This window comes from Pseudooceanicola endophyticus (assembly GCF_018760365.1).
Lineage (GTDB): Bacteria > Pseudomonadota > Alphaproteobacteria > Rhodobacterales > Rhodobacteraceae > Pseudooceanicola > Pseudooceanicola endophyticus.
Genome location: NZ_JAHIAB010000015.1, coordinates 1 through 15770, shown reverse-complemented (window position 1 = coordinate 15770; position 15770 = coordinate 1). Strand labels below are relative to the sequence as shown.

The 15770-nt window shown below is 66.9% G+C and carries 16 protein-coding genes and 2 tRNA genes; 9 read left to right on the top strand and 9 right to left on the bottom strand.

The features are described from left to right. Positions 1-158 precede the first annotated feature (158 nt). From rlmH to KM176_RS20980, 4 genes are all read right to left on the bottom strand, one after another. Positions 159-629 (bottom strand): 23S rRNA (pseudouridine(1915)-N(3))-methyltransferase RlmH, encoded by a 471-nt coding sequence (gene rlmH / locus KM176_RS20995; protein WP_160896607.1) that lies wholly within the window; start codon positions 627-629, stop codon positions 159-161. Positions 630-687: 58 nt separating this feature from the next. After that, complete coding sequence (gene rsfS, locus KM176_RS20990) at positions 688-1056, bottom strand: ribosome silencing factor (protein WP_160896608.1); 369 nt, start codon at positions 1054-1056, stop codon at positions 688-690. Positions 1057-1243: 187 nt separating this feature from the next. Beyond that, entirely contained in the window at positions 1244-1915 is a 672-nt protein-coding gene (locus KM176_RS20985; RefSeq protein ID WP_160896609.1) for an FAD-binding oxidoreductase, read from the bottom strand. Positions 1916-1964: 49 nt separating this feature from the next. After that, a complete protein-coding gene (locus KM176_RS20980) occupies positions 1965-3281 on the bottom strand; it encodes a mechanosensitive ion channel family protein (RefSeq protein ID WP_160896610.1) in 1317 nt (438 codons plus the stop codon). A 219-nt stretch (positions 3282-3500) separates the two neighbouring features. Here KM176_RS20980 and KM176_RS20975 point away from each other — a divergent pair, with 219 nt between their 5' ends. From KM176_RS20975 to KM176_RS20955, 5 genes are all read left to right on the top strand, one after another. Continuing rightward, on the top strand, positions 3501-3998 hold the full coding sequence (locus KM176_RS20975; RefSeq protein ID WP_160896611.1) for a hypothetical protein: 498 nt from the start codon (positions 3501-3503) through the stop codon (positions 3996-3998). A 233-nt stretch (positions 3999-4231) separates the two neighbouring features. Beyond that, the gene (leuC, locus tag KM176_RS20970; protein ID WP_160896612.1) at positions 4232-5638 is read left to right on the top strand and encodes a 3-isopropylmalate dehydratase large subunit; all 1407 of its coding nucleotides are present in this window, start codon (positions 4232-4234) and stop codon (positions 5636-5638) included. Between the two features lie 22 nt (positions 5639-5660). Next, the gene (locus tag KM176_RS20965) at positions 5661-6173 is read left to right on the top strand and encodes an HdeD family acid-resistance protein (protein WP_160896613.1); all 513 of its coding nucleotides are present in this window, start codon (positions 5661-5663) and stop codon (positions 6171-6173) included. A gap of 99 nt (positions 6174-6272) precedes the next feature. Next, entirely contained in the window at positions 6273-6878 is a 606-nt protein-coding gene (gene leuD, locus KM176_RS20960; RefSeq protein WP_160896614.1) for a 3-isopropylmalate dehydratase small subunit, read from the top strand. A 101-nt stretch (positions 6879-6979) separates the two neighbouring features. Next, positions 6980-8020 (top strand): endonuclease/exonuclease/phosphatase family protein, encoded by a 1041-nt coding sequence (locus KM176_RS20955; RefSeq protein ID WP_160896615.1) that lies wholly within the window; start codon positions 6980-6982, stop codon positions 8018-8020. Positions 8021-8488: 468 nt separating this feature from the next. On the opposite strand, the gene KM176_RS20950 is transcribed toward KM176_RS20955, so the two are convergent. Next, positions 8489-9826, bottom strand: coding sequence for a globin-coupled sensor protein (locus KM176_RS20950; RefSeq protein WP_160896616.1), 1338 nt, complete (start codon positions 9824-9826; stop codon positions 8489-8491). A 171-nt stretch (positions 9827-9997) separates the two neighbouring features. Here KM176_RS20950 and leuB point away from each other — a divergent pair, with 171 nt between their 5' ends. The 3 genes from leuB to KM176_RS20935 all read left to right on the top strand — a co-directional run bounded on the left by leuB (position 9998) and on the right by KM176_RS20935 (position 12512). After that, positions 9998-11101: a 3-isopropylmalate dehydrogenase gene (leuB, locus tag KM176_RS20945; RefSeq protein WP_160896617.1), complete on the top strand. Its 1104-nt coding sequence runs from the start codon at positions 9998-10000 to the stop codon at positions 11099-11101. A gap of 304 nt (positions 11102-11405) precedes the next feature. Next, complete coding sequence (locus KM176_RS20940) at positions 11406-12365, top strand: DMT family transporter (protein WP_160896618.1); 960 nt, start codon at positions 11406-11408, stop codon at positions 12363-12365. Between the two features lie 70 nt (positions 12366-12435). Beyond that, positions 12436-12512 (top strand) — tRNA-Pro (locus KM176_RS20935). A gap of 157 nt (positions 12513-12669) precedes the next feature. On the opposite strand, the gene KM176_RS20930 is transcribed toward KM176_RS20935, so the two are convergent. Beyond that, the gene (locus KM176_RS20930) at positions 12670-13596 is read right to left on the bottom strand and encodes an alpha/beta fold hydrolase (protein ID WP_160896619.1); all 927 of its coding nucleotides are present in this window, start codon (positions 13594-13596) and stop codon (positions 12670-12672) included. After that, on the bottom strand, positions 13593-14516 hold the full coding sequence (gene choX / locus KM176_RS20925; protein ID WP_311136190.1) for a choline ABC transporter substrate-binding protein: 924 nt from the start codon (positions 14514-14516) through the stop codon (positions 13593-13595). Before choX ends, KM176_RS20930 begins: the two co-directional genes overlap by 4 nt. Before the next feature lie 130 nt (positions 14517-14646). On the opposite strand from choX, the gene betI reads away from it, so the two are divergent. Beyond that, positions 14647-15309, top strand: coding sequence for a transcriptional regulator BetI (gene betI, locus KM176_RS20920; RefSeq protein WP_160896620.1), 663 nt, complete (start codon positions 14647-14649; stop codon positions 15307-15309). Between the two features lie 25 nt (positions 15310-15334). Here betI and KM176_RS20915 read toward each other — a convergent pair. Together KM176_RS20915 and KM176_RS20910 are read right to left on the bottom strand one after the other, a co-directional pair. Further along, positions 15335-15418, bottom strand: a tRNA-Leu gene (locus KM176_RS20915). 160 nt (positions 15419-15578) lie between these two features. Continuing rightward, the coding region (locus KM176_RS20910) for a hypothetical protein (RefSeq protein ID WP_215558820.1) at positions 15579-15770 on the bottom strand (192 nt) is incomplete at its 5' end.

The following is a 15770-nucleotide window of genomic DNA, read 5'->3' as shown; positions in this document are numbered from 1 at the left end:
TTCCGCAAGCCTGGCGGCGGGCGGCGGGGGGCGCTGCCCCCGTCAGCCTGAGGCTGACTCCCCCGGGATATTTTGGGCCAGATGATTTGGAGCCCGGCTCTTCATCATCTGGCCAAAAATATCCCCGCCGGAGGCCTGCGCCGCAGGCGCAGCTCCTGTCAGACCCGGTGGTAGGGAGAACCCGCGAGGATCGTTGCCGCGCGGTAGAGCTGCTCGGACAGCATCGCGCGTGCCAGCATGTGCGGCCAGACCATCTTGCCGAAGGAGATCGACAGATCGGCACGCGCCCTCAGTGCGGGGTCGATGCCGTCGGCGCCACCGATCACGAAGGCTGCGTCGCGAATCCCGTCGTCGCGCCAGCGGGCCAGCTGGTCGGCGAAATCGGGCGAGGTCATGAGCTTTCCGCGCTCGTCGAGGCAGACCAGGGCTGCGCCCTCGGGGATCATGCGCGACAGAAGCTCGGCCTCGGCAGCCATGCCGCCGCCCTTCTTGTCCTCGGCCTCGTGCAGGGTGCAGGGGCCGAGCCCCAGAGCGCGTCCGGTCTTGCCGGCGCGGTCCAGGTAGTCGTCGATCAGCGCCTTTTCCGGCCCCTTGCGGAGCTTTCCGATGGCGCAGATGTGCAGTTTCATGGCGTCATCCCAAGGCGGCGCCCGCCGGACGGGCGTCGGCGGGGCTGGGCCTGCGGTGTCAGGCGCGCGGCGTGGCGCTGCCCGGCTGCATCCACATCTTCTCGAGCTGGTAGAACTCGCGCACTTCGGGGCGGAAGACGTGGACGATGATGTCGCCGGTGTCGATCAGCACCCAGTCGCCGGTTTCCTTGCCCTCGATCTTGGAGGTGTGGCCGGTGGCTTCCTTCAGGCGCTCGACAAGCTTTTCGGCGATCGCCGTCACCTGGCGGGAGGAGCGACCCGAGCAGACAACCATGAAGTCGCCGATGGCCGACTTGTTGGTCAGGTCGATCGTCACGATCTCCTCTGCCTTGTCGTCGTCCAGCGATTTCAGGATGAAGTCGAGCTGTTCGCGAGCCGAAAGCCCATGGTTGGAATTGGCCGCCATCAAAGCTGCCTTTCCTTGCGCGGAGAAATCCGCGGTGGCGTCGAGTGACAGGACATGGTCCTCCCTTACAGAACACCGACCAGCCCCGGTGCAAGGCACAGCCCTATCATAATCAAAAACCGGGCCCGTTTCAACGCAAGCTGTCCACGCCCGGAGCGGGTCCGGGCGCGGCGGGGCGGGCGGGCGCTCAGAGGCCCTCCTCGGTGATGACATTGCCGGAGGCGGCGCCCAGCTCCAGCAGTGCCTCGCGGATGTCCGTGACGAAGGCATCCGGGCCGCAGATATAGAATTTCTGGCCGAAATCGTCGATCACGCTGGCCAGGAATTCCCGGTCGATGCGGGCACGCTGAACGGTGCGACCGGGCTCCTCGGTGACCGTGAAGGTGACCGAAAGGTCGCGCATCGCTTCCCACTCCTCGCGCAGGATGATGTCGTCCTCGCTCTTGTTGGTATAGATCAGCCGGCAGCCCTTCAGCCGTCCGGCGGCGGCGCGCTGGCGCAGAATCGGGATGAAGGGGGTCAGGCCGGCACCGGCGGCGATGAAGGTGCCGCGGCCCGCGTCCTGGATGGCGCCGAAGGGATCCTCCAGTTCCACCTGGTCGCCGGGATGCAGATGCGAGAGGCGGTTGGTCACGCCGTCATGGTCCTCGTAGGACTTGATGACGAATTCCAACTGACGTTCGTCAGGCTGGGAGGTGAAGGTGAAGGGGCGCCCCTCCTCGGTCCAGCCGGGCTTTTCCAGCGCCAGCTCGGTCGCCTGTCCGGGGGTGAAGTCGAACCCCGCCGGGCGGTCGAAGACGTACTGGTAGACGTCATGGGTCAGGGCGGATTTCTCTCTGAGCGTCACGGTGTGAGTCATGATAGTCTCCTTTCCCAGAGAAAACCGGCCGGGGGGCGACATGGTTCCCTTAGTCGGCGGCGTTGTCGCGGGCGGGCGGGAGATCGGCCAGCATGCGGACCTCGCGCTGAGGGAAGGGGATGGTGACGCCGTTGGCATGGAACGTGTCCCAGAGCGCCAGGAAGACATTGCCGCGGATATTGGTCAGCCCGCCGGTCGGGTCGGTGATCCAGAAGCGCAGGATGTAATCGACCGAACTGTCGCCGAAGCCGGTGATGTGGCAGACCGGCCTGCGGTCCTTCAGCACCCGGTCGACGCCCAGGGCGGCCTCGATGGCGAGGCGGCGCACCCGGTGCGGATCGTCGCCGTAGGAAGTGCCGAAATGGATGTCGAGGCGGACGAAATCGTTGGAATGGGACCAGTTGACCACCTGTCCGGTGATCAGGTCCTCGTTCGGGATCAGGTATTCGCGCCCGTCGCGGGTGACCACGCTGACATAGCGGGCCCCCAGGGCCTCGATCCAGCCGAAGGTGTCGCCAAGGGAAATCACGTCGCCGGGCTTCACGCTCTTGTCGAGCAGGATGATGACGCCGGAGACCAGGTTCGAGACGACCTTCTGGAGGCCGAAGCCCAGGCCCACGCCGATCGCGCCGGAGAGCACGGCGAGGCCGGTCAGGTCCACCCCCACCGATTTCAGCCCGATGAAGAAGGCCATGCCGTAAAGCAGGATCTGCAACGCCTTCACCGTCAGCACCTGCATGGAGGGGCTGATGTCGTGGGAGCGCGCGATCGAGGCGGCGCTGGCATGGGAGAGGAAGCGCGCAAGCGTGAACAGCAGGGTCAGGATCACTGCCGCCTGGAGCAGCGTCCAGGCCGAGAGCACCGTGTCCTGGCCCAGGGTGAAGGAGAAACTGCGCAGCAGCGCCTCGGCATCGTCGTCCAGCCGCAGGATCACCAGCGTGGCCCAGGCCCAGCCGCCGATGCGCACCAGGCTGCGCAGCGCCGAGTTGGCGATGATCCGGGTGGCCAGGGTGATTGCCAGCCAGGTGAAGGCCAGCTGTCCGACGATGCCCAGGATATGGCTGCGCGAGGGCCAGGTGGTCTGGCGCATGATCCAGATCAGCGGCCAGACCGTCGCGGTGAACAGGATCAGCCGCATCCGCCGGTGCAGGATCAGCAGCAGCCTCAGCCGCCATTTCGGCCAGCCCTCGCGGTTGCGCATCCAGCTGCGGGCCGGTTCGCTCAGGACCCGGGCGGCCAGGTGGCAGGCCAGGAACAGCCCGGCGGCAATGGCCAGCTGATAGCCCACCCAGGGGCGCAGCATGATCTGCGCCAGCAGGGTGGCCCGGTGCAACAGGTCGGCCCAGAGGGCCAGCAGCTCTTCCATGCAACTCTCCCGGTTGTGGACAGTGTAGGAGGTGCGGCGCGGGGGGCAAGGGGCCGAAGCGCCGGGATGCAGCATTTTTGCCGCAGGTTTGCGGGGGCGACGCGGCGCGGGCATGGCGGTTGTGGCGGTTCCGGCCCGCCTCTGTATACAACCCATGAGGGTGTCCTGTGTGCCGGATGGGGCGGTGCGTGCGGGCCCGGGACATCGGGGACAGATCAGATGCCTGTGTTGCAACATTACGATGCCCGCCTGCGGGTCCTGGTGGCGCGTGCCGAGGGCCATGTGACGGAGGCAGAGCTGGATGCGGCGCGCGAAAGCGCTGCCGAGGTGCACCGCACCGCGCCGGTCGACCTGATCTTCTTCGACCTGCGCAGGGTGAGCGACTATCCCGACATCTATCCCCGCGCGCAAAGCCTGCTGGCGCGGCTCGAGGCGCGCTATGCACCGCTGGACAGGACGGTGACGCTGCTGATCTGCGCATCCTACGGATCGCTGGGCTATTGCATCGGGCGGGTTTACCTGTCCGCCTCCGGCGCGCATGGCCATGTCACGGTCCGCCTGGTCGAGAGCTTTGCCGAGGCCTGCGGGGTGTCCGGCGGGGTCGCCTGCCAGCCGCTCAGCCCCTGCCTGAACCCGGTGCTGACGCGGATCGGGCTGGCGGGAACCAGTGGCCGGATGGGCGACTGCATCCATTGCGATCCCTCGGCCCGGGCCTGAGCTGGCACCGTCCTGCTCAGCAGGCTTGATGAAAGTCCTCGGGAGGAGTATCTGGGCGCCATGACGCAGATTTTCGACATGGATGATCGCGCCAGACTGCCCTGGCGGTTCTACGGCGCAACCCTCACGGTCCTCGCCCGCCTATGATGCGGCGGCGCGCGCGCATGGCCTGCGCCCTGCGCTCTGCATTGATCTAGCGACTTTCCACGAGAATAAGCCAAGGGAGAGGACTGATGTCCCCCAAAACGCTCTACGACAAGATCTGGGACGCCCACGTCGTTCACCAAGCCGACGACGGCACCTGCCTGCTCTACATCGACCGTCACCTGGTCCATGAAGTGACCAGCCCCCAGGCCTTCGAGGGTCTGCGCATGTCCGGCCGCAAGGTGCGTGCCCCGGAACGCACCATCGCCGTGCCCGACCACAACGTGCCCACCACCCCGGGCCGTGAAAACCCCGACCAGATGCCCGAGGAAAGCCGCATCCAGGTGGCCGCGCTCGACACCAACGCCAAGGAATTCGGCGTGCACTACTACCCGGTGACCGACGTGCGCCAGGGCATCGTGCACATCGTCGGCCCCGAACAGGGCTGGACCCTGCCGGGCATGACCGTGGTCTGCGGCGACAGCCACACCGCGACCCACGGCGCCTTCGGTGCGCTGGCCCATGGCATCGGCACCTCCGAAGTGGAACATGTCCTGGCCACCCAGACGCTGATCCAGAAGAAATCCAAGAACATGAAGGTGGAGATCACCGGCAAGCTGAACCCGGGCGTCACCGCCAAGGACATCACGCTGGCGGTGATCGGCGTCACCGGCACCGGCGGCGGCACCGGCTATGTCATCGAATATTGCGGCGAAGCGATCCGCGACCTGTCGATGGAAGGCCGCATGACCGTCTGCAACATGGCGATCGAGGGCGGCGCCCGCGCCGGCCTGATCGCCCCGGACGAGACCACCTTCGAATACGTCAAGGGCCGTCCCCATGCGCCCAAGGGCGCCCAGTTCGAAGCTGCGCTGAACTGGTGGAAGACGCTCTATTCCGATGACGATGCGCATTGGGACAAGGTCGTGACCCTGAAGGGCGAGGATATCGCGCCGGTCGTCACCTGGGGCACCTCGCCCGAGGACGTGCTGGCGATCACCGATGTCGTGCCCGCCCCCGAAAGCTTCAAGGGTGGCAAGATCGAGGCGGCCAAGCGCGCGATCGAGTACATGGGCCTGACCCCGGGCCAGAAGCTCTCGGATATCGAGATCAACACCGTCTTCATCGGTTCCTGCACCAACGGCCGGATCGAGGATCTGCGCGCCGCGGCCGCGATCCTGAAGGGCAAGAAGATCAAGGACGGCATCCGTGCGATGGTCGTGCCGGGCTCGGGCCTGGTGCGCGCCCAGGCCGAGGAAGAAGGCCTGGCCGAGATCTTCAAGGACGCCGGTTTCGAATGGCGCATGGCGGGCTGCTCCATGTGCCTGGCGATGAACCCCGACCAGCTGTCGCCCGGTGAACGCTGCGCCGCGACCTCGAACCGCAACTTCGAGGGCCGTCAGGGCCGCGGTGGCCGGACCCACCTGATGAGCCCGGCGATGGCCGCGGCTGCCGCCGTCACCGGTCGCCTGACCGATGTGCGCGAGCTGATGTAAGCCAAAGCGAAGAGGACGCCCGATGAAACTTTCGACCGCCATGATCGCCGTCAGCGTTCTGCTGGCCCTGGGCGGGGTGCTGGCCCTGATCAGCCCCCTGCTGGCGACCCTCGCGGCGACAAGCGTCGTCGGCGTCTTCTTCCTGTTTGCCGGGGCGTTGCAGGCCTGGGTGCTGTTCCAGAACCGTTTCGAGGATGTCGCCGCCGCGCTTATGGCGCTGCTGTGCATCGTCGCCGGGGTCTGGGTGCTGGCCGATCCGCTGCGCGGCGCGACCTCGCTCGGGATGATCCTGGGGGCGCTGTTCTTCGTGATGGGCGCGGTGCGGGTGCTGATGGCGCTGCAGGTCAAGGGATCGCGGGCGCGCTGGCTGCTGATGCTGTCGGGGACGGTCACGGGCCTGATGGGCGTGCTGACGATCTTCGATGTCGGCGGCCTGGCCTCCCAGCTTCTGGGCATCCTGCTGGGCTTCACGCTGCTCTTCGAGGGCGCGGGCCTCTTTGCCTTCGGCATGGCGCTGAACCGGCGCGGCTACTGAGATACGGACCTGCCCGGCGGCCAGCCGCCGGGTCATGAAACCTCTTGGCGGAAGCCAGCGCGCAGGCGCAGCCCGCCGACCGGTCAGGAGGACCGAGAGATGGAAAAGTTCGAAAAGTTTTCGGGGATTGCGGCACCGATGCCGCTGGTGAACATCGACACCGACATGATCATCCCCAAGCAGTACCTGAAGACGATCAAGCGGTCGGGCCTGGGTGTCAGCGCCTTCGCCGAGATGCGCTATGACGAGCAGGGCAACGAGATCCCCGATTTCGTGCTGAACAAGCCCGCCTACCGCGAGGCTTCGGTGATCGTGGCGGGCGACAACTTCGGCTGCGGCTCCTCGCGCGAACACGCGCCCTGGGCGCTGGCCGACTTCGGCATCAAGGTGATCGTCTCGACCAGCTTCGCCGACATCTTCTTCAACAACTGCTTCAAGAACGGCATGTTGCCGATCGTGATGCCGCAAGAGGTTGTCGACGTGCTGATGAAGGACGCCGAGAAGGGCGCCAACGCGCGCATGGAAGTGGACCTGGAGGCGCAGACGATCTCGACCTCGGACGGTCAGGTCTTCCCCTTCGAGGTCGATGCGTTCCGCAAGCACTGCCTGCTGGAGGGCCTCGACGACATCGGCCTGACCATGGAAAAGGCGCCGGCCATCGACGCCTTCGAGGCACAGGCCGCCCAGTCCCGCCCCTGGGTCTGAGCCCCGCCGGATCATCGTCTTGGAAAGGGCCCCCGCCGGGGCCCTTTTGCTGTCCGGAGGGTGGTTAAGAGGGCCTTTACCAATCCGGGCCAGGCTGCGGCATGTGGATCCGGGTCGCCCTTGTGCTGTGCTGCCTCTGCGCCGCGCCGGTCGCGCGCGCAGAGGGGCTGCGGCTGGCCTGGTACGACACCGAGCTGGCCCGGGACGGTCCGGGGCTGCTGCTGCGCGATCTGCTGAAGGGGGGCGACCCGCAGATCGGGGCGGTGCAGGCGGTGATCGCCGATCTGGATGCCGACGTGCTGTTGCTGGGGGGCGTTGATTACGATGCCGACCTGCTGGCGGCGCGGGCGCTGAATGCCGGGCTGCCGCATCCCTATCCCCATGTCTTTGCCTGGCGCTCCAATGCCGGCTGGCCGACCGGGCTGGATCTGGACGGCAATGGCCGACGCGGAGAGGCCCGCGATGCCCAGGGCTATGGCCGTTTCAGCGGGCAGGGCGCGCTGGTGCTGCTGTCGCGGCTGCCCCTGGCCGAGGGCGGGCGGGATTTCTCGGGGCTGCTGTGGGGCGCGCTGCCGGGCAGCCTGATGGCGCCCGATGATCCCGGTGCCGGGGTGCAGCGGCTGGCATCCACGGGGCACTGGCTGGTGCCGCTGAGTGCGGCGGAGGGGCTGCTGTGGCTGGGCGGCTTCAAGGCCACCCCGCCGGTCTTCGATGGGCCCGAGGACCGCAATGGCCGGCGAAACCACGATGAAATCCTGTTCTGGCGGCATTTGCTGGACGGCGCCTTCGGGGCGCCGCCGGGCCGTCTGGTGCTGTTGGGGGGCGCCAATCTGGATCCCCGGCGCGGTGAGGGGCGCCATGCGGCGATCCGCACGTTGCTGGAGGATCCCCGGCTTCAGGATCCGCTGGCGATGGTTGGGCTGGGCGACCGGCCGACGGTGGACTGGGCCGGGACCGAGGATATGCGGGTCGATTACCTTCTGGTCTCGACCGGGGTGCCGGTGCGGGCGGCCGGGGTGCTGGACCGTCCCCGGCCTTTGCTGACGCGGGCCAGCCGGCATTTCCCGGTCTGGGCGGATCTGGAGGGGCGTTGGACGGCGCCCTCCGAGGCGGAAGGCGACGGGACGGCGGCGCGCCCGTGACGCGTCTGCCCGGGGGCGGGAAGGGGGACCGGCGGGCCAGGGGGCAAGCACCCAGCCGGTCCGGGCATGGGCCCTGGGGGCGGTCCGGCGGCAGTCCCCTTGTGATCAAGGGCACCCAACGGGCTGTTGCCGGGATCTTCTGCGCAGCGGTGACATGGGCTGCGGATGCGGGACGGTCCGATCCAAGGTTCCATCGGGACAGGCGCCGGTTGCTTTCGACCCGGGCCCTCCCTGGCGGTCTGTTGCCGGGGGCGCCCGGCTTTTTTTGGGGGGGCGTCTGGCCTTAGGGGGCAGGGGCTGCCGGACCCTTGGGGGCGAGGGAAGCCAAGGCGCGCGTTGGTGGCCAAGCGGATCCGTCCCGGGGCCCCGTTCCCCGGTCAGGGGCCGCGCGCCTGACACCCGGACCGTGACGCAGACCTGGGCCATTCGATCCGGGCCCGCGGGCGCAGGATGCCGGTGCGGGCGTGGTCAGGCCGCCTGGATCCCCTCCACGAAGTTGCGGATCTGTTGTTGCAGGGTCTCGGACTGTGCCTTCAGCCCGCGCGCCGCCATCATCACGGTCTGCGAATCCGCCTCGGTCTGCTGCATCACCGCGCCCACCGATTCCACGTTGCGCGTCATGTCGTCGGTCCCCGAGGCCGTCGCCTCGGCATTGCGGGCAATGTCGTCCGTCGCCACCTTCTGCTGCTGGATCGACACCGCGATCAGCGAGGAAATCTCGGCCATCTGGCGGATCGTGGTGCTGACGTCCTGGATCGCCCCCACGGCCTCGAGGATGTCGGTGTGCATCTGCTCGATCCGGCGGGTGATGTCGGCGGTCGCCTCCGAGATCCGCATCGAGAGCTGCTTGACCTCTCCGGCGACGACGGCAAAGCCCTTGCCGGCCTCGCCTGCCCGCGCCGCCTCCACCGAGGCGTTGATCGCCAGCAGGTTGGTCTGGCTTGCGATGTCCGAGATCAGCTCGACCACGCCGCCGATCTCGTCCCCGGAGACGCGCAGGGACTGCATCAGCCCGTCGGTGTGATCGGCCTTGTCGGCAGCGGCCATGGAGATCCGGTCCGCCTCGCTCACCTTCTCGCTGATCTGCTTGATCGAACTGGAGAGTTCCTCCGCAGCGGCGGACACCGAGAGGATCATCTGGGCGCTGGAACCGGCGGCGCTGACGGCGGCGCCGACCTGGGGCATGGCGCGCCGGGTGCCCTGGTTCATGCTGTCGGCCACCCCCGAGAGCTGTTCGACCGACTGGCGCACCTCGGAGGAGACGGCGCCGACCTGGCTGCTGAAGACGTTGCCGAGCTGGCCGAGCCGGCGGCTGAAATCCTCCTGCTGGGCCTGGAAGTACCCCTCCAGTGCCAGCAGCTGATCGAGGAAGGCCGCGCGGGTGGTGACCGAAACCAGCCGCTCCGCCTCGGCCAGGCGCACATGGCCGAAGCGGGCGCGGCTGGCCAGCAGGGCGGCATGCATGTTCGACAGGGTCATCGCGTAGGAGGCGACATAGCTTTCCGGACGCAGGCCGGCGCCGAAATGCAGCCGCCCGATCCGCATTGCGCGCTCGGCGAAGGCATCGTCCACCGGCCCGTCGAACAAGGTCCGCCAGTGGCCGATCTGGCTGGCGACCACGCTTTCCAGATGCGCGGAGTCGCGGAACAGGCCGCGCAGCTCGGGCGCGTCCTGAATCATCCTGTGCTGGTCCGACAGGATGTCCCGCATCCGGGGCATGAGGGCGGCGCTGGCGCTGCGCAGCACCTCCTGCGCGGCCTGGTCCATCCTGATGCGGCCCAGCAGGGCCTGCAGGTCTACGGTCATGGAATTTCCGGTCCTTGTCGTCGGGTTCCGGGCACTGTGGTCCAATCCCGTTACCGCAAGGTTTAGGCCCGCCGGTTCCGCTGCCGTGATCACCCGGCGTCACCGTCGTTTCTTGATCTTTCCGCCGTCTGTCGCTACCCGGTGCGCAGATCAGATCAGGAAGGAAGACCCATGAGCAATCCCTCGCTTCTCATCCTCGCCGGCGACGGTATCGGCCCCGAGGTCATGGCCGAGGTGCGCAAGATCATCGACTGGTTCGGCGCCAAGCGCGACCTGAAGTTCGATGTCGAAGAGGACCTGGTGGGCGGCTCCGCCTACGATGCCCATGGCACCCCCCTGACGGACGAGACCATGGCCAAGGCCCAGGCTGTGGACGCGGTCCTGCTGGGCGCCGTCGGCGGCCCTAAATACGACGTGCTGGACTTCAGCGTGAAGCCCGAGCGCGGCCTGCTGCGCCTGCGCAAGGAAATGGACCTGTATTCGAACCTGCGCCCGGCGCAGTGCTTTGACGCGCTGGCCGACTTCTCCTCGCTGAAGAAGGACGTGGTGGCGGGCCTCGACATCATGATCGTGCGCGAGCTGACCAGCGGCATCTACTTCGGTGAGCCCCGCGGCATCATCACCGAGAACAACGAGCGCGTCGGCATCAACACGCAGCGCTACACCGAGAGCGAGATCGAGCGCGTCGCGCGTTCGGCCTTCGAGCTGGCGATGCGTCGCGGCAAGAAGCTGTGCTCGATGGAAAAGGCCAACGTGATGGAATCCGGCATCCTGTGGCGCGAAGTCGTCACCGAGGTCGGCAAGGACTATCCGGAAGTCGAGCTGAGCCACATGTACGCCGATGCCGGCGCCATGCAGCTGTGCCGTGCGCCCAAGCAGTTCGACGTGATCGTCACCGACAACCTGTTCGGCGACCTGCTTTCGGATGCCGCCGCGATGCTGACCGGTTCGCTTGGGATGCTGCCCTCCGCCTCGCTGGGCGCGCCTATGGCCAACGGCCGTCCGAAGGCGCTGTACGAGCCGGTGCACGGCTCTGCCCCCGACATCGCCGGCCAGGGCAAGGCGAACCCCTGCGCCTGCATCCTCTCCTTCGCGATGGCGCTGCGCTATTCCTTCGATCAGGGCGCAGAAGCCACCCGCCTGGAGCAGGCCGTGGAGAAGGTGCTGGCCGACGGCGTGCGTACCGCCGACCTGCTGAACGAAGACGGCATCACCCCGGCCTCGACCTCTCAGATGGGCGATGCGGTGATCGCGGCCCTCGAAGCCTCGCTTTAAGGCGTTCCGCTTTGCCGAAGGGCCCCCGCAGTGCGGGGGCCTTTTGCGTTACGCGCCTTGCGATTTCCGGGCTGCTTCCGCAGCCGCGCGGTTGGCCTGGCACTGTTCCTCTTCGGTGGGGTCCCGCAGGGTGTCCTTCTCTGCGGCGGCAGGGGAGGGTGGCCCGATGGGCCGGGGGCGAGTGCCCTTTATGGGGGTCATGGGGACGCGGCCGCCGCTTTCTGTCCGACAATCCGTCCGGCCCCCCTTGCCATTTGTGCGCGCCGCGCCAGTCTGGACGCAACGGCAACAACGGACGGTCATCATGGCAGGAAATACCAGGGGTCTGCTTTTCGCGCTGCTCGCCTATGCGATCTATTCGACCCATGACGTGGTGGTGAAGCTGCTTGGGGCGGACTATTCCTCGTTCCAGATCGTCTTCTACTCAGTTCTGTTCGGCTTCCCGGTGACCTCGGTGATGCTGATGCGCGATTCCAAGCCCGGCACGCTGATTCCGGTGCATCCCTGGTGGATGGTGGCGCGGACCCTGTTCACGGTGATCTCGAACAGTGCGGCCTTCTATGCCTTCCATGTGCTGCCGATGGCGGATGCCTATTCGATCTTCTTCGCGACGCCGCTGCTGATCACCGTGATCTCGATCCCGCTGCTGGGCGAGACGGTGCGAATCCATCGCTGGCTGGCAGTCTTCGTCGGCCTGCTGGGGGTGGGCATCGTGCTGAACCCGGGCGGCGCCACGCTGAACTCGGGGCATTTCGCGGCGATGACGGCGGCCTTCTGCTCGGCCTTCGCCTCGGTCATCGTGCGCAAGATCGGCCACGAGGAGCGCGGAGTCGTCATGCTGCTTTATCCGATGGTCGCCAACTTCGTGCTGATGGGGCTGCTGATGATCGTCTGGCCGGCGAACTACACGCCGGTCACGGGGCAGCACATGCTGGGCTTTGCCTCGATCGCGGCGCTTTCGATCACCGCGATGCTCTGCATCATCCAGGCCTACAAGGCCGGAGAGGCCGCCATCGTCGCGCCGATGCAGTATTCCCAGATCATCTGGGCCACCGGCTACGGCATTCTGTTCTTCGATCAGTTCCCGGGGGCGAACGTGGGTGTCGGGGCGACGCTGATCATCGGATCGGGCATCTACATCGTCTGGCGCGAGACCCAGAACGGCAAGGAATCCCTGCAGCCGGTCATCCGGACGCGCAACCGCGTGGCGACGCCTTCGGTGCCCCGCGTGGGGGGCGTCATGCGGATGATCCGGGCGCGGTGAAAAAGGTCGACTTTCTGTCGCTTTGGCTCTTGCCAATCCCGGTGGCGACCTGTAGATCGCCCCTCACGGTCGGAGTGTAGCTCAGCCTGGTAGAGCACTGTCTTCGGGAGGCAGGGGTCGGAGGTTCGAATCCTCTCACTCCGACCAATCAGAAACAAACCTTGGTTCGTTCCTGATTGGTCGTGCGACCGTAAAATCATGGAAATACAGAATGTTCAGCGGCTCTTCGGGCCGCTTTTTCGTTGTCTGCCGCAGGTCTTGGTCTGGGCGGGGCGCGCTGGCGCCGCCGCCCGTCGATGCGGGGTCAGACCTGTTCGGGGACAGGGGTGCCGGCATGGGCAGGCAGCCCTTCCAGCCAGTCGCAGAGCGTCTTCACGACATCGTCCGAGATCCAGTGGCCCAGCCCCTCGTGCAGGCTGAGGCGGGCGTCGGGAATGCGCGCGGCGGCGCGCTGGCCCAGGGCCACGGGCAGGCAGGGATCGGCGGTGCCGTGCACCACCAGAGCCGGCAGCGACAGCGTGCCCAGCCGGTCGTCCCAGTCGGGGGAATCGGTGATCGCCATGGCCTGACGCAGGAAGCCGCCCGACTCGCCGCCGCCGGCCTCCATCCGGTCCAGCAGCCGGGCGGCGCCGGCGCGGGTGGCGGGGCTGGTCGCGGGCTGGAGCCCGTCGGAATAGAACTCGGAGCTTTCGCAATAGAGATCGAGCTGCGCCTCGCGGTCCTCGGGCAGCAGGAAGAAGCGCTCCAGCAGGGCGTCGTTCTCCGGGGTGCCGGCGGCGACGGGATTGCCGTCGGCGCTGCAGAGCGAGGCCAGCGCGCTGATCCGGCCCGGTGCGCGCAGCGCCATGTGCTGCACGATCATGCCGCCCATGGAGAAACCGGCGCAGGCGAAGCGTTCGATCCCCAGATGATCGGCCAGCGCCAGCAGGTCATCGGCCATGTCCGCCAGATGATAGGGCGCCGGCACCGCGTGCCGCGAGATCCAGCGGAACCCCTCGGGCCAGCGCGCATAGGCCGGACCCATGCGCTGCGACAGGCCCATGTCGCGGTTGTCGGCCCGGATCACCCGGAAGTGGCGGGCCAGCCGGGCGACCAGCGCCTCGGGCCATTCGGTCAGCTGCATGCCCAGCCCCACCACCAGGAACAGGGCGGGGGCGGTCTCGGCGCCGTCCGTGCGATAGCACAGACGGACACCGTTCACCGTGGCAAAGTGATCGCGCGGATCGCTCACAGTCCAAGGCCCTTCTTCACCGTTTCCAGGGCCGGGGCGCCGTCGGCGGAGGTCACGCCAGCCAGCCAGCTGTCCAGCATGTCGGGGTTGGCGTCGATGATCTTGCGGGCCGCGTCGGGCTCGCTCATGTGGTCGTCTAGGATGTAGCCCATCCCGACATTCTCCATCTTCAGGGTGAAGTGCAGCTGGCCCAGCAGCTTGCCGACATTCGGGCATTCCTCGGCATAGTCCTTGCGGAACTGGGTGTGCACCGTGGCGCCGCCGAAGTTGGGCCCGTAGAATTCATCGCCGCCGGTCAGGTAGCGCATGTCGAACCGGGTGTTCATGGGATGGGGTTCCCAGCCCAGGAAAACGATCCACTTCTTGCGCTTCACCTCGCGCTCGACCTGGGCCAGCATCCCCTGTTCAGAGCTTTCCACCACGTCCCAGTCCTTCAGCCCGAAGGCGTCGGAGTTCTTGGCGGCGATCATGCTGTCGTTGGAACCCGGCGAGAGGCCGTAAAGCTTGTGGTCGAATTCATCGCCATGGGCGGCGATGTCGGCGAAGTCGTGCACGCCCGCGTCATAGACATAGGAGGGCACCGCCCAGGTGTATTTCGCGCCCTCGAGGTTGGTAGAGACGGTCACGACCGAACCGTCCTCCTTGAAGGGCTTGTAGTATTTGACCATCGCCGGATCCCAGTAGCCCAGGAAGGCGTCGACCTTCTTGCTGGCCATGGATTCGTAGATGATCGGAATGCTCAGCATCGAGACATCGGCCTTGTAGCCCAGCTGCTCGAGCAGGACCTGGGCGATGCCCGAGGTCAGCGCGGTGTCGGTCCAGCCCGGCTGGGCCAGCCGGACCTCGGTGCAATCGGCAAGGGCCATCGGCGCGGTGGCCAGGAAGGCGCCCGTGGCGAGCGCGGCTGTCACTGTCTTCACTGTCTTTACCTTTCCTGTTGCTTATAAACTGACCCATGGGTCAATGTATGCAAGGGCTAGGATAAGTTGACCCATCAGTCAATCTACAATACCCCGGATGGCAGGTTGCCCGGCAGGAGGTGCACAAATCATGGGACGCAGACCCCTGTCGAAGATCCGTCGCAAGGAATTCGCGCGCGCTGCCCATCTGTGCCTGGCGCAGCACGGGCTGGCAGGCACCACCCTGGCGCGGGTGGCCGAACAGGCCGGGGTCTCGAAGGCCAGTGTCCTGCATTACTATCGCACCAAGGAAGACCTGCTGGAGGCGGCGCTGCGCCATGGCAACAGCACCCTTCGGGACGAGGTCTCGGCGCTGATGCGGGTGGCGCGCGATCCCTGGCAGCGGGTCTATGCGGTGATCGAGGCGAACCTCTCGCCCCGGGCCTTCCGCCCGCCGATCGCCCAGGGCTGGCTGGCGCTGAGCGCGGCGGTGCCGCACAACCGCCAGTACCAGCGCATCCAGACGGTGATCTACGCGCGCACCCGCAGCAATCTGGTCGGGCCGCTGCGCAGCCTGTCGGATGCCGAGACGGCCGAGCTGATGACCGATGCGCTGATCTCGGTGATCGACGGGGTCTGGACGCGTTGCGGGCTAAGCCTGGGGGGCATGACCGCGGCCGAGGCGCGCCGCCAGTTCGAGCTGCTGCTGGATGCCCGCTTTGCCGACAGCCCCGAGCGGCACGCGGCCCGGCGCTTGATGTCGGAGGCCTGCCGGGCCCAGATGCTGGCCCGCGGCATTCCCTGTGAAGACTGAGGGCCCTGCGAAGACTGAAGAGCCCTGGTACCCGCGGCCGGACTCGAACCGGCAAGGCCGAAGCCGAGGGATTTTAAGTCCCCTGTGTCTACCATTCCACCACGCGGGCCCCGAGGGCCTTCGGACAATACCGCGCCCGCTGGCCTTGTAAAGCCGGCAGGGGAGGGGGCGATTCCAGCGGGAGTCGTCCCCGAGTCGCCGGTTTTCGGGCCGATTCCCTGCGGATTCGGCAGGGCAGGGGAGGGGGGCGACAAAACTCTGGAAAAAATTCATGCGATATATCCAATTGAATTCAATGCATTACGGAATAAATCCTGAATTTCGCGGGCATCCCGATTTTTCTGCTTGCGGGCGTTTGGTGTTATCCGTAGAACCCCCTTCACCGGCGGCGCTGAGGCGTTCGGCGGTTGAAATTCAGAGACATTGGTTGGGCGGGCGCGCCGTTGAGTAAAGGGCGCACT

Bases quoted from the DNA above. Each gene is read 5' to 3' on its own strand.
- rlmH (WP_160896607.1), bottom strand. From the start codon at position 629: ATGAAACTGCACATCTGCGCCATCGGAAAGCTCCGCAAGGGGCCGGAA.
- rsfS (WP_160896608.1), bottom strand. From the start codon at position 1,056: ATGGCGGCCAATTCCAACCATGGGCTTTCGGCTCGCGAACAGCTCGAC.
- KM176_RS20985 (WP_160896609.1), bottom strand. From the start codon at position 1,915: ATGACTCACACCGTGACGCTCAGAGAGAAATCCGCCCTGACCCATGAC.
- KM176_RS20980 (WP_160896610.1), bottom strand. From the start codon at position 3,281: ATGGAAGAGCTGCTGGCCCTCTGGGCCGACCTGTTGCACCGGGCCACC.
- KM176_RS20975 (WP_160896611.1), top strand. From the start codon at position 3,501: ATGCCTGTGTTGCAACATTACGATGCCCGCCTGCGGGTCCTGGTGGCG.
- leuC (WP_160896612.1), top strand. From the start codon at position 4,232: ATGTCCCCCAAAACGCTCTACGACAAGATCTGGGACGCCCACGTCGTT.
- KM176_RS20965 (WP_160896613.1), top strand. From the start codon at position 5,661: ATGAAACTTTCGACCGCCATGATCGCCGTCAGCGTTCTGCTGGCCCTG.
- leuD (WP_160896614.1), top strand. From the start codon at position 6,273: ATGGAAAAGTTCGAAAAGTTTTCGGGGATTGCGGCACCGATGCCGCTG.
- KM176_RS20955 (WP_160896615.1), top strand. From the start codon at position 6,980: ATGTGGATCCGGGTCGCCCTTGTGCTGTGCTGCCTCTGCGCCGCGCCG.
- KM176_RS20950 (WP_160896616.1), bottom strand. From the start codon at position 9,826: ATGACCGTAGACCTGCAGGCCCTGCTGGGCCGCATCAGGATGGACCAG.
- leuB (WP_160896617.1), top strand. From the start codon at position 9,998: ATGAGCAATCCCTCGCTTCTCATCCTCGCCGGCGACGGTATCGGCCCC.
- KM176_RS20940 (WP_160896618.1), top strand. From the start codon at position 11,406: ATGGCAGGAAATACCAGGGGTCTGCTTTTCGCGCTGCTCGCCTATGCG.
- betI (WP_160896620.1), top strand. From the start codon at position 14,647: ATGGGACGCAGACCCCTGTCGAAGATCCGTCGCAAGGAATTCGCGCGC.